Annotated in this window: 16 protein-coding genes; 11 read left to right on the forward strand and 5 right to left on the reverse strand. The window is 71.8% G+C overall.

Annotated features, from left to right (window positions below; genetic code table 11):
- Positions 1–14: 14 nt before the first annotated feature.
- The gene (locus GT755_RS30850) at positions 15–1,940 is read right to left on the reverse strand and encodes a hypothetical protein (RefSeq protein WP_161483110.1); all 1,926 of its coding nucleotides are present in this window, start codon (positions 1,938–1,940) and stop codon (positions 15–17) included.
- A gap of 125 nt (positions 1,941–2,065) precedes the next feature.
- On the opposite strand from GT755_RS30850, the gene GT755_RS30855 reads away from it, so the two are divergent.
- The 3 genes from GT755_RS30855 to GT755_RS30865 all read left to right on the forward strand — a co-directional run bounded on the left by GT755_RS30855 (position 2,066) and on the right by GT755_RS30865 (position 6,242).
- The gene (locus GT755_RS30855) at positions 2,066–3,031 is read left to right on the forward strand and encodes an AAA family ATPase (protein WP_161483111.1); all 966 of its coding nucleotides are present in this window, start codon (positions 2,066–2,068) and stop codon (positions 3,029–3,031) included.
- Positions 3,028–4,104 carry a DUF58 domain-containing protein gene (locus tag GT755_RS30860; RefSeq protein ID WP_161483112.1) on the forward strand — a complete coding sequence of 359 codons (1,077 nt, stop codon included), beginning with the start codon at positions 3,028–3,030 and terminating at the stop codon, positions 4,102–4,104. The genes GT755_RS30855 and GT755_RS30860 overlap by 4 nt, the downstream gene beginning before the upstream one ends.
- A 161-nt stretch (positions 4,105–4,265) precedes the next feature.
- Positions 4,266–6,242 (forward strand): transglutaminase family protein, encoded by a 1,977-nt coding sequence (locus GT755_RS30865; RefSeq protein WP_161483113.1) that lies wholly within the window; start codon positions 4,266–4,268, stop codon positions 6,240–6,242.
- On the opposite strand, the gene GT755_RS30870 is transcribed toward GT755_RS30865, so the two are convergent.
- On the reverse strand, positions 6,243–6,983 hold the full coding sequence (locus tag GT755_RS30870; protein ID WP_161483114.1) for a hypothetical protein: 741 nt from the start codon (positions 6,981–6,983) through the stop codon (positions 6,243–6,245). It lies immediately after the preceding gene.
- A 247-nt stretch (positions 6,984–7,230) separates the two neighbouring features.
- Between GT755_RS30870 and GT755_RS30875 the strand changes: the two genes are divergently transcribed.
- Positions 7,231–7,662, forward strand: a complete 432-nt coding sequence (locus GT755_RS30875) for a cellulose binding domain-containing protein (RefSeq protein WP_161483115.1) — start codon at positions 7,231–7,233, stop codon at positions 7,660–7,662.
- Positions 7,663–7,835: 173 nt separating this feature from the next.
- Positions 7,836–9,032 (forward strand): lytic polysaccharide monooxygenase, encoded by a 1,197-nt coding sequence (locus GT755_RS30880; RefSeq protein ID WP_328794599.1) that lies wholly within the window; start codon positions 7,836–7,838, stop codon positions 9,030–9,032.
- Positions 9,033–9,147: 115 nt separating this feature from the next.
- Here GT755_RS30880 and GT755_RS30885 read toward each other — a convergent pair whose 3' ends face one another.
- Complete coding sequence (locus GT755_RS30885) at positions 9,148–9,813, reverse strand: SanA/YdcF family protein (RefSeq protein ID WP_285586861.1); 666 nt, start codon at positions 9,811–9,813, stop codon at positions 9,148–9,150.
- 6 nt (positions 9,814–9,819) lie between these two features.
- A complete protein-coding gene (locus tag GT755_RS30890) occupies positions 9,820–10,761 on the reverse strand; it encodes a COX15/CtaA family protein (RefSeq protein WP_328794601.1) in 942 nt (313 codons plus the stop codon).
- Positions 10,762–10,833: 72 nt separating this feature from the next.
- Here GT755_RS30890 and GT755_RS30895 point away from each other — a divergent pair, with 72 nt between their 5' ends.
- The 6 genes from GT755_RS30895 (at position 10,834) to GT755_RS30920 (ending at position 16,036) form a co-directional block, all read left to right on the forward strand.
- Complete coding sequence (locus GT755_RS30895; RefSeq protein ID WP_328794603.1) at positions 10,834–11,952, forward strand: NAD(P)/FAD-dependent oxidoreductase; 1,119 nt, start codon at positions 10,834–10,836, stop codon at positions 11,950–11,952.
- Positions 11,949–12,185: a (2Fe-2S)-binding protein gene (locus GT755_RS30900; RefSeq protein WP_161483117.1), complete on the forward strand. Its 237-nt coding sequence runs from the start codon at positions 11,949–11,951 to the stop codon at positions 12,183–12,185. Before GT755_RS30895 ends, GT755_RS30900 begins: the two co-directional genes overlap by 4 nt.
- Complete coding sequence (locus GT755_RS30905) at positions 12,182–13,426, forward strand: FAD-dependent oxidoreductase (protein ID WP_161483118.1); 1,245 nt, start codon at positions 12,182–12,184, stop codon at positions 13,424–13,426. The genes GT755_RS30900 and GT755_RS30905 overlap by 4 nt, the downstream gene beginning before the upstream one ends.
- On the forward strand, positions 13,423–14,292 hold the full coding sequence (locus tag GT755_RS30910; protein ID WP_285586868.1) for a dihydrodipicolinate synthase family protein: 870 nt from the start codon (positions 13,423–13,425) through the stop codon (positions 14,290–14,292). Before GT755_RS30905 ends, GT755_RS30910 begins: the two co-directional genes overlap by 4 nt.
- Before the next feature lies 1 nt (position 14,293).
- The gene (locus tag GT755_RS30915) at positions 14,294–15,292 is read left to right on the forward strand and encodes a proline racemase family protein (protein ID WP_161483119.1); all 999 of its coding nucleotides are present in this window, start codon (positions 14,294–14,296) and stop codon (positions 15,290–15,292) included.
- A 66-nt stretch (positions 15,293–15,358) separates the two neighbouring features.
- Positions 15,359–16,036: a GntR family transcriptional regulator gene (locus GT755_RS30920; protein ID WP_161483120.1), complete on the forward strand. Its 678-nt coding sequence runs from the start codon at positions 15,359–15,361 to the stop codon at positions 16,034–16,036.
- A 1-nt stretch (position 16,037) separates the two neighbouring features.
- Here GT755_RS30920 and GT755_RS30925 read toward each other — a convergent pair whose 3' ends face one another.
- Positions 16,038–16,910: an EamA family transporter gene (locus tag GT755_RS30925; protein WP_328794604.1), complete on the reverse strand. Its 873-nt coding sequence runs from the start codon at positions 16,908–16,910 to the stop codon at positions 16,038–16,040.
- Positions 16,911–16,967 lie beyond the last annotated feature (57 nt).

A 16,967-nucleotide genomic window follows, 5' to 3' on the forward strand; every position in this document is an offset into this window, starting at 1 on the left:
CGGAGGTCCCGGCCTTACTCGTTCCGGTTGATCGAAACCTGCTGCGATATGGTCTCGACGCCGTCGGGCAGCGTGAGACGGTGCCCGTCGTAGTTGGGGCGGCAATCGACGTCGGCCTGCCGGTTCTCGGTGAGCTTGGCCGAACCGGCCTCATCGGCACTGACGATCATGAGGGTACGGGGGCGGGGGCCCGGCTTCTTCCGCGAGCAGTGGGCCTGGACGAGTTCAGGGCGAGTCCCTGAGCCGGAGAGCTTGACCTTGGCGAAGTAGACCTGCCGAGGGACGTCCGCACTCGGCTCCAGCCTGAGGATCAGCCAGAGATCCCGACCGGCGGGCGGCTGTACCCGCACGTCCACACAGACCCACATGTCGTCGCCCACGCCCGGCAGCCCGTCGGTGGCCGCGACACTGTCGATGACCGCGACGCCCAGCCCTCGGTCGGCCAGGGCGTCGGAGCCGCTGCGGTCCCCCTCCCGACGGTCCTCCGCGGAATGAGGGCAACGGTCAGGAGCGTTCGCCGGGCCGCCGCCGGGTTCCGGGCCGTCAGTGGGCTCCGGTGCGCCGCTCGGTTCCGGGCCATCAGTGGGTTCCGGATCGTCGCTGGATGGTGGGTCGTCGCTCGGGGCTGCACCGTCTGGTCCTCCACCCGTTTCGGGGCTGCGGGTGGCCGAAGGGGACTCGTTCACCTCAGGCGCCGCATCGGGCGGGGCCGTCGAAGACGGGGTCCCCTGCGAGGGCGTGGCTTGGGTCTTCGAAGGTCGCGGGCTCGGTTTGGGCGACTCGGAGCTGACGCGGACCGACGGTGCGGGTGTCGGGGATTCCTCCTGAGGAGATGGCTTCGGCGTCCTGGTGACAGGCGGCGGCTCGGAGGAGGAGGTCGTCGGTGGCGCCGGTTCCGGTGCGGCGTACTTGGTGATGGTGGTGAACTCGCCGTCGGCGCGGAGAACCCCGGCTGACGGACCATCGGGATCGTTGACGAAGATCATTCCGTCGTGCGCGAAGATCTCGGTGTAACCCTCGGACCCGGCGATCCGGCCGGTCACCGTCGCGGCATGCGGATCGACGATGACGATCCGGCCTGCCCCGTCGAGCGCCGCCACCCGGCCGCCGGCCTCGGCGACGCCACCGGCGAACACTGACCCCGGCTCGGGCCGGACGGCCTGGCAGTTCTCCTCGCCGATGGCGCAGATATGGAGGGCGTCCTGGACGATGACATACACGAGCCCGGTTTCGCTGCCGCCCGTCACGGCGATCTCGCGGGCGTCCGCGCTTGGGCTCAGGCGCATGGAGCTCGGCTCTCCCCGGCCGTCGGCGGGCGGCACCAGCAGCCGACCTGCCTCGGGGTCGGCGATGACGAGACGCCCGGCGTTCGCGGCCAGGACGGCCGATGCCGAGACGCTGATCGGCCGTGGCGCGGACAAGCCCCCCTCTGCACTCCATGAGCTCAGCCCTGCCGCCGACAAGTGCCAGAGGGCCGACCCGTCAGGCCCGGCAGTCCACTGTCCCGCTGAACCGTCAGGGCCGGGAAGCGGGGCGAGGGTGCGCCGGTCATACCGGAGAACCCCGCCTTCGCGGACGGCCAGCACCTCGTTTTCTGCGAGCACCAGGCGGGAGACCGCGCCCGGACGAGGGCCGGTGGCCGCCTCGGCGCGGTCGGCCTCGACCTTCACTACCGTGCCGTCTCCGGCCAGGATGTATCCGGTCGTCCCGATCTGCGCGGCCGCGCCCAGCGGCCCGCCGCCCGGGACGGGCACACCGGTCACCACCCCCGCTGAGACGCCGTCGACCAGCGTGAGCTGACCTATCGGCCGGGAGGTCAGCCACGCCAGGCCGGTGGGCATCGGAAGCCGCCCGGCGGCATATCCGGAGTCGAGCCCGAGCAGGATGACGGCCGCGAGCACTGCGAGGCCGCAGGCGGTGGCCGTGGCTTTTCTTCGCATGGTGTCGGTGCCCGATCAATTGGCGTCTCCGAGATTCTAGTCCGTTATTCACTGACCGCGAAGTGAGGAGCCGGTCACCTCTGTCGGTAATTGCACCGATGAGGAGCAGAGCGTATAAACGGGCGATGGCCGAGAATGATGAATACGGATTCCAGGAGCGATTCCAAAGAGTCGCCGATAATATTGGAGGGGTTGTCGTCGGCGCCGACGAGGAGATCCGGCTCGCCCTCATCTGCCTGTTCTCCTCCGGTCATCTGCTCCTAGAAGGCCCGCCGGGCGTCGCCAAGACGACGCTGGCCAAGGCAATCGCCCGGTCGCTGTCGGGCCTGTCGGTCCGCCGGATCCAGTTCACCCCCGACCTACTGCCTAGTGACATCGTCGGCGTCCCCATTTACCATCCCGAACTGGGCGACTTCCGTTTCCACCCGGGGGCGGTCTTCGCCAACGTCGTGATCGGCGACGAGATCAATCGCGCCTCGCCCCGGGCCCAGGCCGCCCTCCTCGAACCGATGGCCGAGCGCCAGGTGACCGTTGACGGCGTGACGCACGTCCTGCCCGACCCGTTCTTCTGCGTGGCGACCCGCAACCCGGCCGAGTACCTGGGCACCTACGGGCTTCCCGAGGCGCAACTCGACCGGTTCCAGATGCGCCTGCGCATCGGCTTTCCCCATCAGCACCATGAGATCGCGATCATCGAGGGCGGGCTCTCGGACAACGTGCCAGAACGCCTCGAAGCGGTCCTCTCGCGCGAAGAGGCCCTCGCCATGATCGACGTCGCGGCCCGGACCTACGTCGAGCCTTCCATCCTGGGCTTCGTCGCCTCCCTCGCCGCGGGCACCCGGCGCGATCGCGACGTGCGTCTCGGGGTCAGCCCGCGCGCGGCGATCGCCCTGGCAACGGCCGCGCGGGCGGCGGCCCGGGCGGCGGGGCGCGCCTATGTCACGGGCGACGACGTCAAGCGGCTGGTCGTGCCCGTGTTCGCCCACCGGCTGGCGCTGTCTTCGGAGGCGCTGCAACGGGGGAGGTCGGCCGAGCAGGTCCTGGCGCGCGTGATTGAGTCGGTGGACGCCCCCGAAGGCAGAGCCGCGTGACCCGAACCGGCAAGGCCGTGCTCCTGCTGGCCGTCATCTGCCTCGCCGCCGGTCTCCTGGCGGACTACCCCGAGATGGTCGCCACCGGGACCACGCTGGCGCTGCTCGTGGCGGCCGCGCTGCCGTGGGCGGCGGCGCCGCCGCACCTGTCGGCGGAGATCCGGTTGAGCCCGTCGATCACCTCGGCGGGTGGGACGGCCGAAGTCACGCTCGTCTTGCGCGGCGCGGTCCGGGTGCGGGAGCTCGGCCTGAACGACCTCGCGCTCGCGGTGCCGAAGTCGCGGCCCGGCGAGACCGTGGAGATCAGTGTCGTCCTGAACGACCTGCCCAGAGGCAGGCACCTGATCGGCCCGGTTCGGGTGGCCGGAGCCGACCCCCTCCGGCTGGTCGAGCGAAGCGCCGTGTACGGCACCGCGCAGATCCTCCACGTCCATCCGTACATCTGGCCGGTGCCCCCGCTCCGGGTGCCCTTCAGTCCCGACGACGACGGCGAAGCCTCTCCCTACGCGCTTCGAGGTGGCGTCATTTTCAAGGAACTGCGCCCCTACGTGGCGGGAGACGACCGCCGGCTGATCCACTGGAAGTCCTCGGCGCGTCACCGGGAACTCATGGTGCGCGAGAGCGTGATCTTCGACCGCGCCGACCACGTCGTCGTCCTCGACACCGGTGCCGACTATTACCGGGCCCAGGAGTTCGAGGAGGCGCTGAGCATCGTCGCCTCCGTCAGCGTCGCGGCGGCGCGCCACGCCCATCCCGTCCGGGTCGTGACCACGTGTGGTGCGGAAGCCGCCTCCATACGAGGGCGCGACGGCACCGTCGACCCGGGACCGGTTCTCCGGCTGCTCTCCGGCCTGTCGCTCGGCCCTGCCCCGTCGCCTTCCCCGCCGCTGGTGCCGCCCGGCGCGGCCGGTTACGTGACCGGGCGGTTGCCGGCGTCCGACCTGGTGAGCGAGGTCACCGTGATCGTGGTCGACCCCGGCCGGGCCGCGCCCGCGAGCGATTGGACGGGGCAACTCGTCGTCCGGTCGGCGGGCGACTTCGCGGCACGCTGGACCGCGATGGCGGGCGGGTGACCAGCGAACCGGACGCGCCACGACAGCGCCGGGGCGGCTGGTCACCGCCGCGGCGGGCGCATGCCGAGAGGGCGGGATCGGGCGGGCCGGTGATGCCTGTGAGGCTGCCGGGCACCGCTGTCATCCGCACGGCCGGGGGCGGCGCGCTGAGAGGCGGTCCCATGCCACCCTTGCGGCGGACGATCATCGCGGTTGTGTGCGCGGCCGGGGCCGGGGCGCAGAGCCTGGTGTACCTCCGGGTCTTCACCGACCTCCAGGTTCTGGTCCCATTAATGGTAGCGGCATTAGGTGGGGCGGCGGCCGGGCTGGTGACCCGGCGTAGTGGGCGGCTGGTCGCCCTTGCGTCGGCCTGTGCGGGGCCGTTCGTCTTGACCGGGGCGCCGGTCGCCCAGCTCGCCGAAGGGCTGTGGCTCGGCTGGATCCGCCTGCTGACCATCGGTCTGCCCGCTCCGGTCAGCGGCGACTTGGTCGCGACGCCGATCCTGATCACCGCGACCGCCGCGTTTGCCGCTACGATAACCGCGCTGCGCGGAGGTTCGGGACGGGCGCTGGTCGTCCTGGCCACCGCGTTCGGCGTCGGACTGCTGCTGAGTGCAAGCGGGCCGGGGGAGGGCGTGCCCCTGATGGGGGCAGCCGTGGTGGTCCTGGTCGTGCTGCTTCGTGTGGGTCCGGCTCCGGGGCGGCTCCGGTGGGCGGTCTGGACGGTGACGGTGGTGACTGCGGGCGCGTCTGGTCTGGTCTCCGCCGGGGGTCACGACCGGTTCGACCCCCGTACGTTGGTCGCGCCGCCCCCGCTCGATCTAGGTAACCTGGCCAACCCGCTGGCACGGGTCAGGCCCCAGGTGTGCGAAGAGGAACCGGCCGGCCTGTTCACTCTGGAGATCGACGGACCCGTCCTCGCGCGGATCAGGCTGGTCACGCTCGACCACTACGACGGCATCACCTGGACCGTCGGCGAGCGCTTCCACGTACCGGGAGTGCGGCTCGGGCGCGGCGAAGGCGACCCTTACCGCCTGCGGGTCACCGTCACGGGCCTGACCGGGCCCTTTCTCCCGCTGGCCGGGCAACCCGAACGGCTCTCCTTCACCGGAGCCGCCCCCGTCCTGGTCGAGTTCGCCGACGGCACCGACACCGTCGTGGTCGACCCGCCCCTCAGAAGCGGCGCCCGCTACGAAGTCACGGTCTCCCATGAAGCCGAGGTGCGGCCCGGCGACTTCCTCGCACTTCCTGCTGATACGGGCCCATGGCTAGCCAAGCACGCCAAGGAAATGACCGAGGGAGCCACCACGCCATGGGAGCAGGCCGTGGCGCTGGAGGAGAAGCTGAAGGCGGAACGGGCCTGCGCGGACGGAGCCCCGGCCGGGCACACGCTGCCCGCGCTGAGACGCTTCCTCCTCGACGGAGCCGGCGGCACCGTGGAACAGCACGCCGCCGCGTTCGCGCTGCTCGCCCGGTCGCTGGGGCTCCCATCACGCGTGGCGGTCGGCTACCTCCTCGGCGAGCCGGTCGGTGGCCTCCACCAGGTGCGCAACCGGGACGCCCACGCCTGGCCGGAGGTCTATTTCGAGGAGCGGGGATGGGTGCCGTTCGATGCGGCCGACGGCGACCTCACTCCGCCCCGGCCGACCGATCCGCCCCCGGTCTCGCCGCCGGAGACCCACCAGCCACCCCCGCCGCCCCTGCCCGGCGGGTCGCAGACCGGCGGTCGCCAGGTGCCGTGGATCTCCGTCGTCCTGGTGGCGACGCTGCTGGCGGTCCTCGCCCTCTGGGTCGTCGTGGTCACGGTCACCCGGCTGGTCCGGCGCCTCCTACGCGCGCGGGGAACGCCTCATCGACGGGTGCTCGGAGCCTGGCGGGAGAGCCTTGACCGCCTCGCCGAGGCGGGAGTCGTGGTGCGGCGGTCACAGACGCCGCTGGAGACGATCGGGGGGGCGCCCGTGACGACACCAAACCCCGGCAGGCTGGCCGACCTGGTCACCCGAGTCCAGTTCTCAGTCGGCGAGACGACCGCCGTAGAGGCCGAACGCGCCTGGATACTTGCACGCCGTCTGGCCAAGGATCTGAGAGACGTCCGGCCGCTGCCGCGACGGCTCCTCGCGTCTCTCGATCCCCGGTTGTTCTGGCGGTCGTGGCGGTGACTACTCGGTCCGGTTAATGAATACCCGGCTGGAGATCACGTCAACACCGGCCGGCAGGCTGACCCTCTTGACCTCGTAGGTCCGGTCGCACGTCCGGTCGCTGGTCTGATTCCTGGCCAGTTCGGCGGAGCCAGCCTCGTCGGCGCTGACGACCATCAGGGTGCGCGGCCGCGGGCCCGGCCGCGGGGTGGCGCAGGGGGACTGGACACGGACCGCGTGGACGCCGGGCTCCCGGGGGAGTCGCGCCTTGGCGAAGTAGACCGGGTTCGGGACGCCCTCGTTCTTCTCGAGGCGCAGCACCAGCCACAGGTCGTGGCCGGCCGCGGGGGCGGCCTTGATGGTCACGCAGACCCGCATGTCCGAGCCGACGCCCGGTCGGCCGTCCTCCGCAGCCACACCGTCGATCACCGCTGCGACGTCCAAGCCTTCGCGGCCTTCCACCCTGTTGTCCTTCTCCGCCAGCGGGCAAGGTCCGTCGGATTTCTTTTCCGGAGAGCCGGGATCGACGACGGGCGCCACGGTGGCCGGTGAGGTGGCCGGTGAGGGCGTCGCCGAGGTCGTCGCCGGGGCGGTAGGCGGGGTGGCGGCTCCATCGTCTTTCAGCAGCGGAGGGACCAAAGCGATCACTGCGGCCAACACCCCGGCCACAATCGTGGCTGCGGCGCCGATGAACGCGTTCCTCGTCGCGCTGCGCTCGGATGCTTTCTGACCGCCCGGCGTATTGTTGTTCGGTTCCGTCATCGGCTCCCACTTCTCATTCCGTTCGACACCTCCAGTGGACGCCGAAAAAGAAAAGATGGGTGGCCAGCGGGCTTGGCAGGATTGAATTGTTACCTGGAACTCCTATTGACCATTTCATTGTCCAGCCACGAATTGTGGAATCGAGGCGCCGAAGGGGGCTGGCGCCCGCGCCCCCCAGCGTGTTTCAATTCCGGCGGGCCCGGACCCGCGTGACGACCGTCGATCCGTCGCGCCTGGAGGGCCCCCGTTGAAGAGAAACTCCCTCACCGCCCTTGCCGTGCTCGTCCTGGTCGCCGGGGCGGCCCTGATCGTCTGGCGGATCGTGGGGAGACCCGCCGAGGCGGTGCACTTCCACCCCTCGCCCTCACCCGCCGTCGCGGCCGCCAAGTGCACCGCCGAGGTGAAGCTGATCACCACCTGGCCTGGGGGTTTTCAGGGTGAGGCCAAGATCACCAATACCGGCACCGCGCCGATCAACGACTGGTACGTCCAGTGGAACGTCCCGCTGGAGGCGAAGATCAACCAGTCGTGGAACGGCACCTGGATGCAGAGCGGCCCCTCGGTGATGATCCACGCCGAGAAGTGGAACAAGGTCCTCAAGCCGGGCGCGACCGAGGTGGCGGGCTTCAAGGGCGACGCCAAGGAGGCCCCGACCATCGCCGACGTCTACTGCGGCTGAAACGTTCAAGCGTCTTCCCAGGTCAGCGGCGGGCCCCGGGCCGTCTCCTCGACGGCCTGAGTGGGCCGGTGGCATCGTCCGGATGGTCACGCAGGTCATCGGGCCCCCTGTTCCGGGTGGGCCGTCTTTCCGGAGGGCGTACGACGCATGCCCCCGACCGAGAGGACCGCAACGTGACCCGACCCCTTATCGCCGTGGTGGCCGCCTTGGCGGCACTCGTGGCGATGGTCGTCGCATCGCCGGGGGCCCAGGCCCACGGCGCCACCACCAACCCGGCCAGCCGCACCTACGCCTGCTACGTCGACGGCCTGACCGGCGGCCAAATCATCCCGAAGAACGCCGCCTGCGCCGCCGCCGTCGCCCAGGGCGGCACCCAGCCCCTCTACGACTGGTACGGCGTGCTGCGCTCCGACGGCGCCGGCCGCACCCGGGGCTACATCCCCGACGGGCAGCTCTGCTCCGGCGGCAACCCCAAGTACGCCGCCTACGACCTGCCCAGGACCGACTGGCCCTCGACCAACCTGACCTCGGGGGCCCGGTACAACTTCGTGTACGGCGCCTGGGTGCCCCACCCCGGCGCGTTCCGCCTCTACGTCACCAAGCAGGGCTACAACCCGAGCCAGCCGCTGACCTGGTCGATGATGGAGGAGCAGCCCTTCTTCACCGCCGACCCCCAGCCCGCGCTCGACAACGGCGCCTACCGCTGGACCACCACCCTGCCGGTGCGGACCGGCCGGCACGTCATCTACGCCGTCTGGACCCGCAGCGACAGCGCCGAGACCTTCTACAGCTGCTCCGACGTGGTCTTCGGCGGCACCTCGAGCCCCACGCCCAGCCCGTCGAACCCGGGATGCGAGCCGGGCGCGCCCACTCCCGCGCCGTCGTGCCCGCCGGTCAGTCCCAGCCCGTCGTACCCCGGCGGATGCGAGCCGGGTGCGCCCACTCCCGCGCCGTCGTGCCCGCCGGTCAGCCCCAGCCCGTCCTACCCGGCCGGATGTGAGCCCGGCGCGCCGACCCCGGCGCCGTCGTGCCCGCCGGTCAGCCCCAGCCCGACGCCCAACCCCACCGGCCAGTGCACCGTGACGGCCGGCATCGCGAGCGCCTGGAACAGCGGCTTCCAGGGCAGCGTGACCATCCGCAACACCGGCTCGACCCCAATCTCCTCCTGGACGGTCACCGCGACCGTCGCCTCCGGCGCGACGGTCACCTCGGCGTGGAACGCCGCCTACACGCAGAGCGGCACGACGCTGACGTTCCGGCCGTTGTCGTGGAACACCACGATCCCGCCGGGCGGCACGATCACGATCGGCTTCCTGTCGAACTTCAGCGGCGGCGGCACCCCGGCCGTCACGGCCGGCACCTGCCGATAGACGCGTGAAGCCCGCCACGGCAGGGCGTGGCGGGCTTCCGCGGTCACGAGGTCCCGAAAATGATAACCGGCGGCCCGGTACTCCGGCCAAGCGCGGCGACGTCGCCGCAGGTGATCTATGAACGTTTCGCGAGGGCGGTGTCGAGCGAGGTCTCGTAGGGCCCGAGGAACGTCGGGTCGGACCTGAGCACGACGGCGTCGAGGAAGGCCTTGCCGGTCGCGAAGAACTCGCGGGCGGCGTAGACGTAGGTGGTCAGCGCGTACTTCCGCTGGGAGTCGTCGCCGACCCCGAAGGTGTCCAGCCCGGCCTCCCGGCACAGGGTGACCGCGCGGGGCAGGTGGAAGGTCTGGGTGACGACCGTCACGCGGGAGGCGCCGAAGATCTTCTTGGCCCGGACGCACGAGTCCCAGGTGTCGAGGCCCGCGTAGTCGAGCACGAGCGCGCCGGCCGGCACGCCCTTGGCCAGCAGGTAGTCGCGCATGACCGTGGGCTCGTCGTACTCCTTGACGTGGTTGGTGCCCGACAGCAGCAGCGCCCTGACCTTCCCGGCCCGGTAGAGCGCCGCGCCGATGTCGAGGCGGTCGCGCAGCATCGCGGTCGGCCAGTCGCCGACCACCCCGGCGCCCAGCACCAGCGCGACCGGCGCGGCCGGGACCCCGGCGGTCCAGCCGGGGTCGTTGGTGTCGGCGCGGTGGCCGTCGCTCGACAACCACGCCCAGGTCATGGGCGCCAGGGCGGCCAGGCTGGCCGCGACGGCGCCCCGGAAGACGGCTCGTTTCACGAAGGGTCAGACGCGGGTGACCGCCTTGTGGTTCGCGAACTCGGTGATCTCGCTGCGCTCCCGCAGCGTGTGCACGACGTGCAGGGTGGCGATCCACACGAGGGCCGCGCCCAGCACGTGGAACCCGACCAGCAGGGCGGGGACGGCGAGGAAGTACTGGACGTACCCGATGATCCCCTGCCCGATCTCCACGGCGAACAGGATCAGCGCGGCCTTCCTGGCCCGCTCGGGCGCCTTGGTCAGATAGAGGGCGAACAACAGCGCGAAGGTCAGCCCGACGACGACCCACACGACGTCGGCGTGGATGCGGGCCACCACCTCGATGTCGAAGTCGAACCGGCTGGCCCGCTCGTCGCCGGAGTGGGGGCCGGTGCCCGTCGTGACGACGCCCGCCACCAGCAGGACCAGCATGGCCCCGGTCAGCACCCGGCCCAGCGTGACGATCCACGGATGGACGACGGGCACGACGGGCCCGTCGCCCTCAGTCGACCGGGCGAACAGCATGTACGCCGCCGCGATCATCCCGATCGACACCAGGAAGTGCACGCTCACGGTGACCGGGTTGAGCGCGGTCCGCACCACCACCCCGCCCCAGAGGGCCTGGAAGATCACGCCGAGCGGCTGGACCAGCGCCAGCGGGATCAGCGAACGCCGCTTCAGCCTCCACGCGGCCAGGAACACCGCGATGGCGACCGCCAGCACCAGGAGGCTGAACATGCGGTTGCCGAACTCGATCGCGGTGTTGAGGGGCGAGTGGTCCGGGTGGGGGACCGGGACGAAACTGTCGGCGGTGCACCGAGGCCAGGTCGGGCAGCCGAGCCCCGACCCCGTGAGCCGCACCGCCGCGCCCGTGACGGTGATGCCCGCGTTGACCACGACCGCCGCCAGCGCCCAGGCCCGCATGTCACGGGCGGCGGGTGTCCAGATAGAGGAGAGGAGACGCTTCACGGCGTCAATGCTAGGTGGGGTGGGGGGTGGTCCCTCTTGCGGCCCAATATGTCATGTGACATGGTACAAACCGTGGACGTTCTCGTGATCGGCGCCGGGATCGTGGGCGCTTCATGCGCCTATGCCCTGATGCGTGCCGGTGTGCGGGCAACGGTAGTCGATCGCGGGGGAGTGGCGTCGGGCACCACCGGCGCCGGCGAGGGCAACATCCTGGTGTCCGACAAGGAACCGGGCCCTGAACTGGAGCTGGCCCTCCGGTCCGGCGAACTGTGGCGGGAACTCGACGAGGAGTGCGGCGGCTTCGAGTGGGAGCCGAAGGGCGGCCTCGTGGTGGCCGAGACCCCCGAGGTCCTCGACGCCCTCACGGCCTTCGCCGAAAACCAGCGTCGGCACCCCGGCCCGGCGGGTGTCGTCGCCTCGGTCGTGCCGGCCACGAGCCTTCGGGACTTCGAGCCCCACCTCGCCGACGGCCTGGCCGGGGGCGTGCACTATCCGCAGGACGCCCAGGTGCAGCCCATGCTGGCCGCCGCGCGCCTGCTGAAGGCCTCCGGGGCGCGGCTGGTCCGTACCGCCGTGGAGCGTTTTCTCGTCGCCGGAGACCGGGTGGCCGGCGTGCGCACCGGCCAGGGCGACCTCTACGCCGACGCCGTCGTCAACGCGGCCGGCACGTGGGCCGGGAGCTTCCCGCAGGCGCCGCTGCCGATCCGGCCGCGCAAGGGGTTCATCCTGGTCACGCAGCCGTTCGCGGTCCCGCCGGTGCGGCACAAGGTCTACACGGCCGCCTACGTCACCAACGTCGCCAGCGACGCCGAGGGGCTGGAGACCTCCGGCGTCATCGAGTCGACCCGGGCGGGGACCGTGCTCATCGGTGCCTCCCGGCAGCGGGTCGGCTACGACACCGCCATCGACTACAGGGTCCTCGCCAAGCTCGCGAGACAGGCGGTGGCGCTGTTCCCGGTGCTCGCGGACAGGCAGGTCATGCGGGCCTACGCGGGGTTGCGGCCCTACTCGCCGGACCATCTGCCGGTCATCGGGCCCGACCACCGGCTCCGCAACCTCTTCCACGCCTGCGGGCATGAAGGCGCCGGCATCGGCCTCGCCCCGGCGACCGCCGAGATGATCACCGCCCAGATCACCGGCGGGTCGCCGCGGGTCGATCCGGCGCCCTTCGCCCCGGGGAGGTTCGCGTGATCGAGTTCCGTTTCGAAGGACGCCCGGTCGCCGCCGAGGACGGACAGTCGATCGGCGCGGCCCTGCACGCCGCCGGGATCCGGTCGTGGCGGACCACCCGGATCGGCGGCCGTCCGCGCGGCCTGTTCTGCGCCATCGGCGCCTGCTTCGACTGCCTGCTCACCGTGAACGGCACCCCCGACCAGCGCGCCTGCCAGACGGTGGCCCGCGCGGGCGACGAGGTGACCGGATGAGCTACGACCTCGCCGTCGTCGGCGCCGGGCCCGCCGGGCTGACCGCCGCCAGGGTGGCCGCCAGGCGGGGCCTGCGCGTCGCCCTCCTCGACGCCTACGCCACGCCCGGCGGCCAGTTCCTCCGGGGGACCGCGCCGCCTCGCCTGACCGGCGTCGACGTCATGCTCGGGCAGCGGGTGTGGGCGGTGGAGAAGTCCTCCGACGGCTTCCGGGTGCACGCGTCGACGACCACGACCGCCACGACCCTGCTGGTCGCCACTGGCGCCCACGACAAGGTCGTGCCGTTCCCGGGCTGGGACCTGCCCGGCGTGCTGACCGCCGGAGGCGCGCAGGCGCTGGTGAAGGGCGAGCGGATCAGGCCCGGCGAGGAGATGGTGGTGGCCGGCACCGGGCCGTTCCTGCTGCCCGTCGCGGTCACCCTGCTCGACGCGGGGGTGCGGGTCAAGGAGGTCCTGGAGGCCAACCGGCCCTCGCCCCGGATGGCCGCCGCGCTGGCCCTGGTCCCGTCCAAGGCCAGGGAGGCGCTGGGCTACGCGAGCCGGCTGGCCGCCGCGCGGGTGCCGTACCGGACCGGGCACGCCGTGGTCGCCGCCCACGGCGAAGACTCCGTCGAGGGCGTCACCGTCGCCCGGCTCACCCCCGGCTGGCGGCCCTACGCCTGGCGCACCGTCGACTGCGACACGGTCGCCGTCGGCTACGGCTTCACCCCGCAGGTCGACCTGCTGCTCCAGCTCGGCTGCGCGGTCGCGGGCGACCACGTCGTCACCGACGACCGGCAGCGGACCTCCGTCGAGGGGGTGCTGGCGGCCGGCGAGGTCACCGGGGTCGCCGGGGCGCCGAGCGCCGTCGTCGAGGGCGCGCTGGCCGTGCACTCCCTGGTCGGCGAACCGCCGCCCCGGCTGCTCGCCGAGAAGGCGCGGCTGCGCCGCTTCGCGCGGGCCCTCGACCTGTCCTATCCGGTACGCGACGGCTGGCGTGACTGGCTCACGCCCGGCACCGTCGTCTGCCGCTGCGAGGAGGTCACCCTGCGCGCGATCGACGAGGCCCGCGACCTCGGCGCGCACGACCCCCGCACCGTCAAGCTGCTGGCCCGGCCCGGAATGGGCTGGTGCCAGGGCCGCATGTGCGGCCACGCCGTCGCCGCGCTCACCGGGCATGAGCCGGCCCCGCAGAAACGGCCGTTCGCCCAGCCGATCACCCTCGCAGACCTGACCCTGCACGATCGAGAGGACAACGCGTGATCCGACCTTGGCACGGAATCATGGTGGCCACCGCACTCCCCTTCAGGAGCGACCTGACCGTCGACTACGACGCCTTCGGCGCCCACTGCCGGCGGCTCGTCGACGAGGGTTGTGACGGCGTGGTGCCCAACGGCTCGCTGGGCGAGTACCAGACCCTGACGCCCGACGAGCGCGCCCGCGTGGTCCGGACCGCCGTCGAGGCCGTCGGCGGCGAGCGGGTGATGCCCGGCGTGGCCGCCTACGGCTCCCGCGAGGCCCTGAGCTGGGCCGAGCAGGCCCGCGACGCCGGGTGCGCGAGCGTCATGCTGCTGCCGCCCAACGCCTACCGGGCCGACGAGGGGGCCGTGTTCGAGCACTACCGGACCGTCGCCAAGGCCGGGCTGCCGATCGTCGCCTACAACAACCCGATCGACACCAAGGTCGACCTGACCCCGGCGCTGCTGGCCCGGCTGTTCGGCGAGGGCCTGATCGTGGCGGTCAAGGAGTTCACCGGCGACGTGCGGCGGGCGTACATGATCAGGGAGCTGGCGCCCGAGCTGGACCTCCTCGTGGGCTCCGACGACGTCGTGCTGGAGCTGCTGACCGCCGGGGCGAAGGGCTGGATCGCCGGGTTCCCCAACTCGGTGACCCGCAGGTGCGTCGACCTCTACCGGGCCGCCGCGGCCGGGGACCTGACCACCGCGCTGCCGCTGTACCGGGACCTGCACCCGCTGCTCAGATGGGACGCGCGGGTAGAGTTCGTGCAGGCGATCAAGTTGTCGATGGACGTGGCCGGGCTCAACGGCGGCGCCTGCCGGCCGCCCCGCCTGCCGCTCCCCGCCGACGTCGCGGCCGAGATCAGCGCCGCCACAGAGAAGGTCATGTGACGTGCGCACCCGAAGGATCTTCCACGCCGTCGACTCCCACACCGAGGGCATGCCCACCCGCGTGATCACCGGCGGCGTCGGTGTGATCCCCGGCGCGACCATGGCCGAGCGGCGGGAACACTTCATGGCCCACCTCGATCACGTCCGCACCCTCCTCATGTACGAGCCGCGCGGCCACGCCGCCATGAGCGGCGCGATCCTTCAGCCGCCGACCCGGCCCGACGCCGACTGGGGCGTGCTCTACATCGAGGTCTCCGGCTGCCTGCCGATGTGCGGCCACGGCACGATCGGCGTGGCGACGGTGCTGGTGGAGACCGGCATGGTCGAGGTCGTCGAGCCCGTCACGACGATCCGGCTCGACACCCCGGCCGGGCTGGTCACCGCGTCGGTGGCGGTGCGCGACGGCGTGGCCGAGTCGGTCACGATCGAGAACGTGCCCTCCTACGTCGAGGGTCTCGGCCGGACCGTGAAGGTCGACGGGTTCGGCGAGCTCGCCTACGACCTGGCCTACGGCGGCAACTTCTACGCCATCCTGCCGATCGAGTCGGTGGGGCTGCCGTTCGACCGGGCGTACAAGCAGCAGATCCTGGACGCCGGCCTCGCGATCATGGACGCGATCAACGAGGACGAGCCCGTCCACCCCGAGGACCCCGGCATCCGGGGCTGCCACCACGTGCAGTTCCTCGCGCCCGGGTCGACCCCGCGGCACTCGCGGCACGCGATGGCCATCCACCCCGGCTGGTTCGACCGGTCGCCGTGCGGGACCGGTACCAGCGCCCGCATGGCCCAGCTCCACGCCCGGGGCGACCTGCCCATCGATGCCGATTTCACCAACGAGTCGTTCATCGGGACGCGGTTCACCGGACGCCTCGTGCGAACGGCTGCCGTCGGAGACCGGCAGGCCGTGGTGCCCCACATCACCGGCCGCGCCTGGCTCACCGGCACCGCCCAGTACTTCCTTGATCCACGCGACCCCTTCCCGCAGGGATTCCTGCTGTGACCAGGCGGTCGCGTACCGGTCCGAACCGGTACGATCACCAGATCCGATGTCACGGATGGGAGTGGGATGGGCGCGGGAGCAGAGGGACTCGGCCTGCCGGTCGTGGGTGAGCGGCAGAGCCTGCGCGAACAGGTCGCGCAAGCCCTCAGAGACGCCTTGGTCGCGGGCGAGATGAGGCCGGGGGTCGTCTACTCCGCGCCGGTGCTCGCGGCCCAGTTCGGCGTCTCCGCGACCCCGGTCCGCGAGGCGATGCTCGACCTGGCCAAAGAGGGCCTGGTGGAGGCGGTGCGCAACAAGGGGTTCCGGGTCACCGAGATGTCCGACTCCGACCTCGACGACATCACCGAGATCCGCCGCCTCATCGAGGTGCCCACGGTGGCCCGGCTGGCCGAGTCGGGGCTCGACGCCGACTTCGAGCGGCTGCGGCCCCTGGCCCGCGAGATCGTCAGCTCCGCCGAGCGCGGCGACCTGCTCACCTACGTCAACGCCGACCTGCGTTTCCACCTCGAACTGCTGAGCCTGGCGGGCAACGCCCACCTGGTCGAGGTGGTGCGTGAACTGCGCGGCCGGGCCCGCCTCTACGGGCTGAAGGGCCTGGCCGACGCCGGGAAACTGGTCGACTCGGCCCGCGAGCACGTCGAGCTGCTCGACGCCCTGATCGAGGGCGACCGGGCGGCGGCCGAACACATCATGGGCCACCACATCCAGCACGTCCGCGGCATCTGGGCCAACAAGCCCGAGTAACTCAACCCGAGCGGGCGGCCCCGACCGAGGCCACCACGACACACCCGATCGCGGCCCACTCGCGCAGGTGCAGGACCTCCCCGAGCACGACGAGCCCCACGAGGGCGGCGACGGCCGGTTCGAGCGACATCAGGATGCCGAACACCCGCTTCGGCATCCTGCGCAGCGCCTCCAGCTCCAGCGAGTAGGGGATCACCGACGACAGCAGCCCGACGCCGAGCCCGATCAGCAGGATCGCCGGGTCGAGCAGCCCGGTGCCACCGGACACGATCCCGGGCGGGGCGATCACGAGGGTCGCGACGATCATGGCGAAGGCCAGCCCCGAGGTCCCGGGGAACCGCTGCCCGACCGACGCCGACAGCAGGATGTACGCGCCCCAGCAGACCCCCGCCCCGGCGGCGAACGCGATCCCGACCCAGTCGGCGTTCGCGGCGTCACCCCAGGGGGCGAGCAGCACGATCCCGGCGGCGGCCAGCCCCACCCACAGCAGGTCGAGCCGCCGGCGGGAGGCCGCCACGGCCACCCCCAGCGGCCCCATGAACTCGATGGCGACCGCGATGCCGATGGGCAGCCGGGCCAGGGCCTCGTAGAACGAGAGGTTCATCAGCGCGAGGATCGCCCCGAAGGCCACCCCGATCCCGACGCTCTGCCACGACAGCCCCCTGATCCGGGGCCGGACGAAGGCGACCAGCACGAGCGTCCCGGCGGCGATCCTCAGGAAGACCACGGCGGTGGGGGAGAGCTGCGCGAACAGGTTCTTGGCCAGGCCCGCGCCGATCTGCACCGACACGATGCCCAGCATCACCAGCAGCGGCGGCGGAACGGCGTCGGCGAGCCGGAACGACCCCTTGTACGCCCCCGCGTCAGCGGTCACCGTCGTCCCACCCCTCACCCGGAAATCAGCGGGTCTCACTGTAAGGGGCAAAACCCA

The sequence above is a fragment of the Herbidospora solisilvae genome, from assembly GCF_009901565.1.
GTDB lineage: Bacteria > Actinomycetota > Actinomycetes > Streptosporangiales > Streptosporangiaceae > Herbidospora > Herbidospora solisilvae.

What these genes read in the sequence shown, in the direction of transcription:
- GT755_RS30850 (WP_161483110.1), bottom strand. Translation starts at nt 1,940, where the DNA reads ATGCGAAGAAAAGCCACGGCCACCGCCTGCGGCCTCGCAGTGCTCGCG.
- GT755_RS30855 (WP_161483111.1), top strand. Translation starts at nt 2,066, where the DNA reads ATGGCCGAGAATGATGAATACGGATTCCAGGAGCGATTCCAAAGAGTC.
- GT755_RS30865 (WP_161483113.1), top strand. Translation starts at nt 4,266, where the DNA reads ATGCCACCCTTGCGGCGGACGATCATCGCGGTTGTGTGCGCGGCCGGG.
- GT755_RS30870 (WP_161483114.1), bottom strand. Translation starts at nt 6,983, where the DNA reads ATGACGGAACCGAACAACAATACGCCGGGCGGTCAGAAAGCATCCGAG.
- GT755_RS30905 (WP_161483118.1), top strand. Translation starts at nt 12,182, where the DNA reads ATGAGCTACGACCTCGCCGTCGTCGGCGCCGGGCCCGCCGGGCTGACC.
- GT755_RS30920 (WP_161483120.1), top strand. Translation starts at nt 15,359, where the DNA reads ATGGGCGCGGGAGCAGAGGGACTCGGCCTGCCGGTCGTGGGTGAGCGG.